This is a genomic window from Halolamina salifodinae (assembly GCF_017874235.1).
GTDB classification, from domain to species: domain Archaea; phylum Halobacteriota; class Halobacteria; order Halobacteriales; family Haloferacaceae; genus Halolamina; species Halolamina salifodinae.
Map to the genome: position 1 here is coordinate 281,153 of NZ_JAGGLC010000001.1, position 11,294 is coordinate 292,446.

Below are 11,294 nucleotides of genomic sequence, written 5' to 3' on the forward strand. Positions count from 1 at the left end.
GCAGTCTGCGGGTCGCTACTCCTCGTCCTCGTCGGCAGCGAGGTCGTCCTCGTCCATCGCCTGCTCGTAGCGCTCCATCGCCGCCTGGAACCCCTCGTCGGCGAGCTGGTAGGTCTCGCGTAGGTCCTGGATCGGCGTCTCGGTGGCGTCGACGCGCAGGTCGTTGTAGTACGGGTCATCCTCCTCCTCGGTCGAGCGCACCTTCACCGCCGCACTCTGGACGTGGAGCTCTTCACGCTTGTCACCGCCCTCAGCGTAGCCAGCCCCGAGCGCGTCGATGAGGCGCTGGGCGAGGGGGGCGTCGCGGCCCGACTCCGCGTACGTCTCGGCGACGTTCTCGACGACCGACTCGCCGGTGAGGAGGTTCCCCGCGACGGTGTAGTTCTCGCCCTCGGTGTGGCCGTACCAGCCGTGGCACTCCTCGCCCGAGAACGTGAAACCGCCGTCGGCGTCAACCCCGTGGAGTTGGCGCTGCTCGGCGCCCTCGTCGGCGTTCAGCAGGGACTGGAGCGCGTCCTCGACGGCGAGGCCGTCGTCGATGTACGCGATCCCCTTCCGGCCGAGTTCGACGTTCACCAGACTCTGTGTCGCCACAGCGCCGTTCTCGGAGACGAACGGGCAGAGCGTCCCCACGGCTGGCAGGCGAGTGGTGACGGCGACGCCGAACCGGAGTTGGTCGGCGCCCTCGTCGTCCTCGTACGCCTCGCGGACGCAGATGCTGAAGGTCATAGACGTGGGTGGGTCGGGAGGGGCAAAAGTGGTCGTCTCGCGGCAGTCGGCGGGTTTGCAGCCCACGGCGCAAGAACTAATGCCGCAGCCCCGGTTTTCGAGCACATGGGAATCATGAGCAAAATCCTCGGCGGCGGCGGCAACCGCAGCACCGAGGACTACGTCACGCTCGACTTAGAGGAGGACTTCGAGAGTCCGGGCGGCGCCAACAGCATGAGCGTGCAGTTCGCCGAGATCGCCGGCCAGCAGGACGTGATCGCGATCAAGGACGCCGTCTACGACGGCGACCTCGTGATCGCCGACATCACCCGCCACTCGACGACCGACAACGCCAGCGACCGCATCATCGACGAACTCCGGCAGGTCGCCCAGGAGGTCGACGGCGACATCGTCCAGAAGGGCGACGACCAGATCATCATCACCCCCACGGGCGTCGGCATCTCCCGCGAGAAGCTGAACTGAGCGCCGACTCTTCTACGGCCCCGGTCTCCCGACGGATCTCCGAGCACGGTATCAGCGACGGCGTCGGTTTCGCTCTCCACACTGACTGAGCCCAGCTGAGCGCCGCGGCTGAACTCGTACCGAACCGTCACCTACCTGTTCCCCCCGACCGCAGGGACGGACATGACCGAGGATTCGGCCGACGCCGCGAACGTCCGGGTCCGGGGCATCTACGCCACCGCCCTCACCCGGACGCTGCTCGACGCCGGCCACCGTGTGGTACAGGCCTCGCCGCCGATCCAGCGGCGCTTCGACGCCGACCTCCCGGCGGCCGATCACGACGCCGCCATCGAGACCGGGCCGGACCGGCAGGGAATCAACGTCGCCGGCGATCCTGCCGCTGTCACGCGTATCCACGGCCTGCTGGCCGACACCGGGATCGACACGCTCACCTGGGCCGACCCGGCCCCAGTCGGCGCGGTGTTCGACGGCCGCGTGACCGAGACGCTGGGTACCGGCGCCGTCGTCGAACTGGGCGAGACGGAGGGCTATCTCCCGTTCCGGAACGTCGACGGCACCATCGACGAGGGCGACGCAGTCCGGGTGCAGGTCACCGAGGCGGCGGCGCCGTGGGACAGCGACCGACACCTGCTCGACACGGCGTTCCGTGTCGAGGCGGGGCTGGCGACGCTCACCCGGGGCCACGAGGGGATCCGCGTTGCCGGCCGGGACGACGCCGCCGGCCGCGAACTGGCGGGGATCACCGACCTGCTCGGTTCTGACCCGCCGGCGGGCTGGGGGCTGGAGTGGGCCCACGACGCCCGCGACGCCGAGATGGAGACGCTGGGCGACGCGCTGGCGCAGGCCAGCGAACACGCGACCGATCTGGCGGACGCCATCGACGACGCCGGCGAGCCCGAGCCAGTCCGGGAGATTGCCAGCCCGGCCGCCGGCGCGTGGGTCTGGTTCGGCCGCGAGTCGCGATTCGCGCTGGACGAGGCACGCCGGACGGTGACGACGACGATGCCCGGCCACCACCGGACCAAGGCCGGCACCAACGCCGCCAGCGCGGGCGTCGACTTCGCGGAGGCACTCTGTGGTGGCGACATGGGCGAGGAGTTCCCGTTCGCAGTTGTCGCCGACCAGTTCGGCCCGCACGTCGGCGACCGCGTGCGGATCGACCACGGGAAGCCCGCCGGCCGCCGGATCGTCCTCGGGGAAGGCGAGGTGAAAGAGTGCGACGACGACGGCACGCTGGCAGTCGAACGCGAAATCGCCGGCAGCGGAAGCTACGACGCGCTGGGGACCCCCCGGGCGCCGGGCGACACCGCGCTCACGAAGTTCCGCGAGGGGCGCTGGTGGTATCCGACGACCTACCGCGGCGCCGACGGCGAGCACAAGGGGACGTACGTCAACATCTGCACGCCCGTCGAACTGTTCCCCGACGTGGTGCGCTACGTCGACCTCCACGTGGACGTGATCAAGTACCCCGACGGCGAGGTGGAGCGTGTCGACGACGACGAACTCGACGCGGCCGTCGAGGACGGTGACCTCTCGGAGGAACTGGCAGAGAAGGCCCGACAGGTCGCGAGCAGCATCGAACGCGCGCTCTGATCAGGCGCGGCGCGTGAGTCGGCTCATGCTGCCCCCCACCTCGTCGGTACAGGTGCTCGCAAGACGGATCGCCCGGAGGCTCAGCGCGGAGCGATGCTGTCAACGGCGCATAGCCGCCCCTCACAGCGAGTCGGTGAGAAGTCAGCGGGAGGCGTGATAGCCGGGGATAGCCGGCCGTTCAGAAGTGGTTGGGGTGCTCGGTCGCGTGCTGCAGTTCGCCGCCGCGGCCGCCCTCGACGGTCGCGTCGCCCTGCTCGCCGGTCGAGGGGACGATCACGTGGACCTCGTCGACGTCGTCGAACTCCAGGATCAGGTCGCGTTTGATGTTCTGGGCGGTGAGGTCGCTGATCCCACAGCCAGCACAGGAGCCGCCGAGTTCGACGGAGACGGTGCCGGTGTCGGGGTTGGCCTCGCGGACCACGCTGCGGCCCCCGTGCATCTGGATGATGGGCATCTGCCCGACCATCCAGTTCTCGACGCGCTCCTTGAGGCTCTCGTCGCTCATTAGCTCCCTTTGGCGACCCGGACACTGGTAGCTTGCGGTTTCCCTGCAGGCCGACGGCCGTGAAAAAACTCCCTCACGGTCGTTCACACAGCCACGCGAGCGCGCCGACACCGACGCCCGCGAGCGCCGCGAGGGGGCCGAATCCGGGGCCTTCAGCCGCTGTCTCCGTCGGCGTAGGCGTCTCGGCGCTCGTCGGCGAGGGCGTCGCGAGGTCGGGGTCGTTTCCGAACCCCCAGGTCGTCTCCCCGTCGCCGTCCGGGAACACGTACAGCGCGGCGGGCGAGTCGACGGTGGCCCGCGAGGAGGCGACGAACGTCGACCCGGGGACGCCGACCCGCGCGGTCCAGAACTCCGCGTGCGGGCGGTCGGCCCACCAGGTGAGTTCTGTCGGCTCCACGGGGTCCGACACGTCGTGGCGCTTCACCCCGCCGCGGTACCACGAACTGTAGAGGATGCCGTCGCGGAACTCGAAGTTGTGGGCGGTAGTCCACGACCCGTCATGCGTGGCGTCGGGGGTCGGCGGCGGGTCAATGGTGGCGAGCGACTGGGGCTCGGTTGGCGTCGAGATGTCGTAGAGGTCGATACCGCCCGGGCCGCCTTCGGGGAGTTCCTCGGTCGCCCATGCCTCGCTACCGACGGCGAGCAGGTCGCCCGCCTCGTCGACGGCGGCGTAGTGGGCGTTCCCGGGGAGGGCGTCGTAGCTGTCCGCGCCGGACTCGAACTCGTCGGCAACCGTCTCCGCGTCGCGGCCGATGTGGGAGATGACCGCGGGCGCGGCAGTATCGCTCACGTCGAGCAGCCACGTGCCGGCGTCCCAGTGGGCGAGGTAGGCGACGTCGTCCTGCACGTACACGTCGTGGATCACCCGCGGGAACGGGGGTACGTCGGTCCACGCGTCGTCGTACTCGGTTAGCTCCCACTCCCCGATTTTGGTTGGCTCGTCGGCCACGTCGACGATGGCGAGCCGTCGTCGCTCGCCACCGTTGGCGGTGAGGTAGGCGGTGTCGCCGTCAAGGTAGGCGTTGTGGATCGGGTAGTCGGTCTCGTAGAACGCCCGCTGGCGTGGCTTTTCCGGGTTCGAAACGTCGACGACCAGCGCCCCAGCGAGTTCGCTCTGACCGGGGTTGGCGGGACCGACTACCAGCAACGTGTCGCCAGCATGTTTCACGTCATAGATCCCGCCGAGCGGGCCGTTCTCGCGGTCAGCCAAGAGGTCACGGCGCTCGGCGACGACGGTCGGGTCAGAAGGAGAAGAGAGGTCGACGACGGCGTAACCGTCGGTGGCGGCGACGAACGCGGTGGCACCGTCGGGGGTGACGACCGTCTCAGTCGCTCCGTCGACTTCGACGCGGCCGACCGGGCCGTAGGTGTCTTCCCGGGTTCGCGGCGTGCCGTCGCCGGGCGTGCCGACCGGTGTCGGGTGGCCGACGACGGGGCGAGAGAGGAGGGCGCTCCCGGCCAGCAGGGAGAGTGCCTCGCGCCTGCGCATGGTCCGTGAGAGCAGTCGGTGACGGATAAGCGGTCGGATCGGGGGCGAAACGGGCTTGGGTCGGGCGCTCGACCGGCGAGCCATGGAGGACGCAGATCTCGCCGGACGGGTCGCGCTGGTGACCGGGAGCGCCTCGGGGCTGGGCCGGGGGCTGGCGCTCGCGCTGGCCGACGCCGGCGCCGACGTGGCGATCCACTACTACAGCAGCGACGAGGCGGCCGCGGCGACGGCCGCCGACGCCGAAGCGTTCGGTGCGTCGGCGACGACCGTACAGGGCGACGTGACCGACCCCGAGAGCGTCGACGCGATGTTCGAGTCCGTCGAGGCCGATCTGGGGAGCGTCGACGTGCTGGTGAACAACGTCGGCGACTTCGACCCGCGCCACTGGGAGGAGATCGACCTCGACGCCTGGAACCGCGTGCTCTCGACCAACCTCACGGGGACGATGCTCTGTGCGCGGCGCGCGCTGTCGGGGATGCGGGATCAGGAGTGGGGCCGGATCGTCAACGTCGGCTACGCGGGCAGCGAGAAGGCGCTCACGGGGCCGACGAACTTCCCCTATTTCGTCGCGAAGACGGGCGTGCTGATGTTCACGCGGATGCTCGCGGCCGATACGCAACACGACGGGATCACCGTCAACGCGGTGTCGCCGTACGTGATCGAGACCAGCGACGAGTTCCCCGAGGCCGCCCCGCGCGGGCGCTGGGCGACCGTCGAGGACGTGGCGAACGCGGCGCTCTTTTTCTGCCGGTCGGACAGCGACTACGTCTCGGGTGAGAACATCGAAATCGACGGCGGCTACCTGCCCGAGTCGATCTAGTAGTCCGGCGCCTCGTCCTCGACTTCGCGCTTCAGCGACTCGCGGCGGGATTTGGCGTCGCGGCCGGTCGCCTCCAGCAGGAAGTCGTTTTTCGTGTCGACGGCCTCGCCGGCGGCCTCGAGTTCGTCGGGGTCGAGTTCGGTCGGGTCGCGCTCCTCGAACTCCACGCCCAGCCAGTCTTTCTTGCCCGAGTACTCGATTGCGCCCGCGACGATCCGCTCGAACACGGGGTTGTCGGGGTCGCCGACGACGTAGAGGTCGTTCCCTCTGTACTCCTCAGTCCCGGTGATCTCACCGAAGTAGTCCTCGACCGTCGCCTCCATGTCGGGGATCCGCTCCTCGAGTGTCTTCCCCCGTCGCATCTTGTACTCCTTCATGCGAGCCGTTTCGCGAGGGGTCGGTTTACCAGTTGTGGACCGTCGCTACTCGGCCTTCTGCTGCTCGGTGATGTAGCCTTTCCGGCACTCCGGGCAGATGTCGCCGGCGCGCATCGAGGAGTTGCCCACGTCGCGGGTCAGCCCGCACTCGGGACAGAGGTACTCCATGTCCGCGTCGCGGCTCGAGCGCTCCAGATCGACGTTGGCCGTCGGCGTCGCCGAGGCATCGCCGGCTTCGCCGTCCTCGGTCCGATGGCCGTTGGACCGGTCCGGCGTGGACTCAGTGATTTCTGTCTGCATCGGCTCCGGCTCCGATTCCGGCTCCGGTTCAGCGGGCTCCGGTTCAGCGGGCTCCGATTCAGCGGGCTCCGGTTCAGCGGGCTCCGGTTCAGCGGGCTCCGATTCAGCGGGCTCCGGTTCAGCGGGCTCCGGTTCAGCGGGCTCCGATTCGGGTTCCTCGCTCTCCGGACCGCTCGGCGTGAGGCCGCCGCCGAAGTCGACATCGGCTGGCTCGCCGTCCGGCACCGAGGCGTCGTGGCCCTCGTCCTCGCCGGGCGCGTCGGGCCACGGCATGTGGCCCTCGTCGGTCTCCTCGCGCTCGGGCTCGGTCGACTGGTCGGCCGGTTCAGGCTCTGAATTCTCCGTGACCTCAGGCCCGGCGTCCATGATCTCGGCGTCCTCGTCCTCGACGGCGGAGGAGCTCTCGGTGGGCCGCTGGGGTTCGGACGCGGGCTGCTCGGTCGTCTCCGGTTCCGGCTCGGGTTCGGGCGCCGCCGTCGTGCCCTCCGCATCGGCGTCGATGATCTCGGCGTCCTCGCCGTCGGGCGCCGACGGCTCGCTGACGCTCAGGTCTTGGCCGGGGACCTCCTCGGGGCTGGCTTCCTCCTCCCACTGCTTGCGGGCCTCCTCGGCGCGGGGCGCCTCCTCCTCGTCGAGGATGACGCCGTCGTCGCTCTCGGCGTCAGGTGTCTCCTCGTCGTCCTCGTCCGTGCCGCGCTGGCCGGGGTGGACCGGCACGTCCTCTTCCTCCTCGGACTCGTCCTCGGCTGCGTCGGATTCAGGCTCGGACTCGGGGGCCTCGCGCTCGAGCATGTCGTCGTCCTTCTCGGCCTGTTGGATGATGTCGGCGACGCCGCGGTCGATCGGATCCTCAGTCTCTTCCGAGACGGACTCGGCCTGTTCGGGCGTCGACGACGGCGCTGCGGGTTCCGGCTCCGACTCGGCGGACACACCGGCGTCGTCGGTTCCCGTCGAGAGTTCGTCAGTGCTCCAGTCCGTTCCGGCGCTCTCGGCCGTGTCGGTCTCGGTGGGTTCAGCACCCGGGGTCATCGCCCCAGTCGGCTCGGCGCCGGCCGACTCCCGAAGCTGATCGATGGAGGTGATCTCCTTGTTCTCGCTGACGACCTGTTTCTCCCCGCAGCGCTCGCACGTTTTGACCTCCCGGACGGTAACGACGACCTCGTTACCCTCCTCGTTTCGTTCGCGCTCGGTTTCCGGCTCGCCGAAGTCGTGTCCGAGCAGACACCTGAGTCCCATTACCGGAGATAGACGGCCGGAAGGCTAAAAATACCCCGCCACTGCCCGCCGGTCCCGGCCGTGCCCGCCGGTAAGGATATGCCGCTCCCCGCCCGAGGGCCGGTATGGCCGTCAGTCCGGAGCATCGCGACCGCGACGAGGTGGAGTTCGAGGTGCTCGCGGCGCTGGCCGACCGCGCCGACGAGGGGATGAGCGTCCTCGAACTCCGCGCGGCGGTCGACGCCGATATCGATACGCTCGAGCCCGCACTCGCCGATCTGAAGGATGCCGACCTGATCGATGTGGAGCGCGAGGACGAGCGAGTGACAATCTACCCCGCGGCGGGCGTCGTCGCCGACTCAGAGGAGTTCGACGACGAGCCGAGCGTGCTGGAGATCATCCGGAACCGGTTTGGCTTCTGAGTCGGCGAACCGGCGGAGTTTTTCCCCGCGGCGCCGAACCGCAGCCAATGACGCTCGTCGGGGGCAGCCACGACGATCACGGGGCAACGTTCGGCCAGCGCGGCGGGCGCGAAATCGTCGAGGAGTACGGCCGCGCCGACCGGGCGGTCCGGGCGGTCCGCAACGCCGTCGGCGTGATCGAGATGGGCTACGGCGTCGTCGTCGTCACCGGTAGCGACCGCCACGCCGCCGTCGACGCCGCCATCACCAATGACGTGCCCGAGGGCGACGGCGCCGGCTGCTACGCACTGGTGCTCGACGACGAGGGTACCGCCGCGGCGGAGCTGTTCGTCTACGCCGCAGGCGAACGCCTGCTGCTGTTCTCCCCACCGGGCCGGGCGCCCACGGTGATCAACCGACTCGAGACGGGCGAACGCTCGGCGACCGCCCGAGAAGCCACCGAGGGGTTCGGCGTGTTCGGCGTCCACGGGCCGATGGCGACTGAGAAGATCGCTTCTGTCCTCCACAAGGCCGGCGCGCCGACAGGCGCGTACTCGTTCGTCCGCGGGTCGATGGGCGACGCCGGCGTCTCGGTGGTCGCCGGCGACGCGCCGGGCGGCGAGGAGAGCTACGAGGTGATCTGTGCCGCCGAGGACGCCGACGAGGTGTGGATGACGCTGCTCTCCCGCGGGAACGGCGCCGCACCCTTTGGCTACCGGACCTACGAGACGCTCACCCTCGAAGCCGGGACGCCGCTGTTCGACACCGAGATCGACGGCAAGCGACCAGCGACGGTCGGCCTCAGTGGTGCTGCCGGACTTCCGGCGGCCGAGACCGACCAACGGCTCGTTGGGGTCCGAATCGACGCCGAAGAGCCGCCAGCGGGAGGTACGACGGTACTCGACGACGACGGCCCGGTCGGGCGCGTGACGCGAGCGCGCTGGAGCCCCTCGCTCTCGGCCACCATCGGGTTCGCCATCGTCGACGCCGATGCGACGGTCGAGGGAGTTAGAGCTGCTGACGACCGATTCGGTGCCGAAATCGAGTCGCTCCCGTTCGTCGAGGGGAGCGACCAGTCGCGTCGGCTCCCCTCCTACTGACCGATTCTGGGGGCTATGGCAGGTAGCTCCGCAGGTGCTCGCGGGAGAACAGCGTGCTCGGCTGGTCCATGTGAACGCCGATTTCGCCCGATGTCGCCCGCAGACCCAGCCGCTGGATCGGCTCCGGGAGCGAGTACGCCCGGCGTAGCCAGTGGCCGAGTCGGATCTCCGTTCCCAGTTCGTCGCGCCACGCGGCCTCGTAGGCTGACAGCGTCGCCGGGTCGTCGGGATCGATCTCTCGAACCGCGTTATCCGCCGAGCGCATGCCGTAGAGAATGCCACCGCCGGTGAACGGCTTCGTCTGGGCAGCGGCGTCGCCGACGAGGAACACGCGGTGGGAGGCCACCGAGTCCGGCGGGCCGACGGGGATGGCGCCCGAGCAGAACCGGTCGATCTCGGCGCCGTAGGCGTCGACGAGCGCATCGAAGCGGGAGCGGGCGTCCTCGTCCGTGTCCGGGCGGACTGCCAGCCCGTACTCGACGCCGGCCTCGCCGCGCGGGATGCGCCACGCGAAGAAACTCGGAACCGTGAGGTGGACGTCGACGAAGTCACCGTGATCCGGCTCCGGGTCGAACCCCAAGACGCCGTGGAGTTTCTCGTCGGGTTCGGGCAGACCGACGGCTCGTCGGACCCGCGAGACGGGGCCGTCACAGCCGGCGACCATCTTCGCCTCGACGGTGAACGGCTCGCCGTCGTCTGGCGAGACGGTGAGTTCGACGCCGTCGAGGCGCTCGTCGACGCCCGTGACGGTGTGGCCGTCGCGTACCTCGGCGCCGGCGTCCTGGGCCGCCTCGGCTAGCGTGCGGTCGAGTCCCTCGCGGTCGATGACGTTCGAGACCGGTTCGTCCTTGTAGAAGGGGTAGGCACGGCTCTCGGGCCCGCCGACGTGGAAGTCGGCGCCGTACACCTCGTTCTGGAGCAGTTCCTCCCGGGCGCCGTCGGGGGTGTACTCCCAGATGTCCCGCGAGACGTGTCCCGAGCAGGCGAGCGGCGTGCCGATCTCGCCCTGCTCGAAGGCGATCACGTCGTGGCCCGCCTCGGCCGCGCGGCGGGCGACGCGTGCGCCGGCGGGGCCGACGCCGACGACGGCGAAGTCGTACATACCCCCGACTATCCGGGCTCCGGACATATGTCTCGTGGTTGTAGCTGGCAGTCGACGCGCTTCCTGTCGCGGACCGGTACGTCGAGCACCCGCCTGAGCCGGCCCGCGTCGGAGGGTCAGAGCATCGACGGTACTGGTCTCGCTCCCCTACTTGAGTGTCGGGGTCAGTCGACGACCACGAGGCCGCGACAGCACTGGTCGTGGACACGGTCGGGCAGCGTGACGCCGACCCGGTCCCAGGAGTCGCCGCCGTCCCTCGTCCGATAGAGTCCGTGGTTGTTCGCGGCCCAGAACGTCGATTCGCCGGCGCCGCGTTCGAGAACGGCGCGATAAGTGCCCTCGCCAGTCGGAATCCCGCGGTCGTCGAGGCGCTCCCACACGTTCCCCTCGCGTCGGTAGAGGTACGCCTTCCCCCGGCGGTGGGCAGCGTTGGCCCCGGATGCGGCCGTGAGGAGGACTTGGGGACTGTCAGTCGATTCTGGGAGACCGACCGCGACGCTCCAGCAGTAGGTGTGCTCGAGTCCTGCGTCTGGATGCTGCCACGAGTTGCCGCCGTCGGTTGTCTCGGCGTAGCCGTCGCCGGCGGCGACCCACGCGCGATTCTGGGCTTCCGGGTGGGTCGCGATGCTGTGGACGTCCAGTCGAGACCCCGGAACACGGTCCTCCCAGCGCACACCGCCGTCGGAGAGGTGGCCACGAACCTGCGCCCCGGCTTCGACGGCGACGTGGAGTAGATTCGGGTCGTTCGGATCGGGTTCGATCCAACGGACGTGATGGGTGTCAGGTCGCGGCGGGAACGACCACTCACTCGACGAGGGCAGGTCGGTGAGACCGTCCAGTCGCTCGAACGTCCGGCCGCCGTCAGTGCTGCGGTAGACGCGACTGGGTTCGGTGCCGGCATAGACCGTGTTCGGGTCGTTGGGAGCGACCGCGAGCGCGGTGACGGCGTCCTGCTCGATACCGTCGGCGCGGGTCCACGATTTTCCGGCGTCGCTCGAGCGCCGGAGACCGTGCTCGAACGTGCCGACGAGGACGGCGCCGCCGGCGACGGCGACCGATTCGGGTCGGGAGTCGAAGCGGTGGGACCGGAGCGTCGGATCGCCGTCCGCATCGGCCACGACGAACAGCGAGTCCTCGTAGGCAGCGTAGAGCGTGGACATGCCCGCTTGGTGGAGCGCGGGCGTCGAAAAGGTAGCGCCGT

12 protein-coding genes are annotated in these 11,294 nt (G+C 69.7%); 5 read left to right on the forward strand and 7 right to left on the reverse strand.

The features are described from left to right. Positions 1-15: 15 nt before the first annotated feature. Positions 16-729: a DUF1028 domain-containing protein gene (locus J2753_RS01450; RefSeq protein ID WP_209489742.1), complete on the reverse strand. Its 714-nt coding sequence runs from the start codon at positions 727-729 to the stop codon at positions 16-18. A gap of 105 nt (positions 730-834) precedes the next feature. On the opposite strand from J2753_RS01450, the gene J2753_RS01455 reads away from it, so the two are divergent. Further along, a complete protein-coding gene (locus J2753_RS01455; protein WP_209489745.1) occupies positions 835-1,191 on the forward strand; it encodes a cell division protein SepF in 357 nt (118 codons plus the stop codon). A 162-nt stretch (positions 1,192-1,353) separates the two neighbouring features. Beyond that, positions 1,354-2,784: a DUF402 domain-containing protein gene (locus J2753_RS01460; protein WP_209489747.1), complete on the forward strand. Its 1,431-nt coding sequence runs from the start codon at positions 1,354-1,356 to the stop codon at positions 2,782-2,784. Between the two features lie 178 nt (positions 2,785-2,962). Here the strand turns inward: J2753_RS01460 and J2753_RS01465 are convergent, their stop codons facing one another. Both J2753_RS01465 and J2753_RS01470 read right to left on the reverse strand, forming a co-directional pair. Beyond that, positions 2,963-3,289: a NifU family protein gene (locus J2753_RS01465; RefSeq protein WP_209489749.1), complete on the reverse strand. Its 327-nt coding sequence runs from the start codon at positions 3,287-3,289 to the stop codon at positions 2,963-2,965. Between the two features lie 73 nt (positions 3,290-3,362). Next, on the reverse strand, positions 3,363-4,778 hold the full coding sequence (locus J2753_RS01470; protein ID WP_209489750.1) for an LVIVD repeat-containing protein: 1,416 nt from the start codon (positions 4,776-4,778) through the stop codon (positions 3,363-3,365). Between the two features lie 82 nt (positions 4,779-4,860). On the opposite strand from J2753_RS01470, the gene J2753_RS01475 reads away from it, so the two are divergent. After that, positions 4,861-5,598, forward strand: a complete 738-nt coding sequence (locus J2753_RS01475) for an SDR family NAD(P)-dependent oxidoreductase (RefSeq protein WP_209489752.1) — start codon at positions 4,861-4,863, stop codon at positions 5,596-5,598. On the opposite strand, the gene J2753_RS01480 is transcribed toward J2753_RS01475, so the two are convergent. Both J2753_RS01480 and J2753_RS01485 read right to left on the reverse strand, forming a co-directional pair. After that, entirely contained in the window at positions 5,595-5,975 is a 381-nt protein-coding gene (locus J2753_RS01480; RefSeq protein ID WP_209489754.1) for a DUF5611 family protein, read from the reverse strand. The two genes, J2753_RS01475 and J2753_RS01480, sit on opposite strands and share 4 nt — an antisense overlap. A gap of 45 nt (positions 5,976-6,020) precedes the next feature. Further along, positions 6,021-7,511, reverse strand: coding sequence for a DUF7093 family protein (locus J2753_RS01485; protein WP_209489756.1), 1,491 nt, complete (start codon positions 7,509-7,511; stop codon positions 6,021-6,023). 104 nt (positions 7,512-7,615) lie between these two features. On the opposite strand from J2753_RS01485, the gene J2753_RS01490 reads away from it, so the two are divergent. Both J2753_RS01490 and J2753_RS01495 read left to right on the forward strand, forming a co-directional pair. Continuing rightward, positions 7,616-7,912, forward strand: coding sequence for a DUF6432 family protein (locus tag J2753_RS01490; RefSeq protein WP_209489758.1), 297 nt, complete (start codon positions 7,616-7,618; stop codon positions 7,910-7,912). A gap of 47 nt (positions 7,913-7,959) precedes the next feature. After that, entirely contained in the window at positions 7,960-8,991 is a 1,032-nt protein-coding gene (locus J2753_RS01495; protein WP_209489761.1) for an aminomethyltransferase family protein, read from the forward strand. Between the two features lie 13 nt (positions 8,992-9,004). Here the strand turns inward: J2753_RS01495 and J2753_RS01500 are convergent, their stop codons facing one another. Then, positions 9,005-10,093, reverse strand: a complete 1,089-nt coding sequence (locus J2753_RS01500) for a geranylgeranyl reductase family protein (RefSeq protein ID WP_209489763.1) — start codon at positions 10,091-10,093, stop codon at positions 9,005-9,007. A 164-nt stretch (positions 10,094-10,257) separates the two neighbouring features. Further along, positions 10,258-11,253 (reverse strand): WD40/YVTN/BNR-like repeat-containing protein, encoded by a 996-nt coding sequence (locus tag J2753_RS01505; protein WP_209489765.1) that lies wholly within the window; start codon positions 11,251-11,253, stop codon positions 10,258-10,260. Between the last annotated feature and the right edge of the window lie 41 nt (positions 11,254-11,294).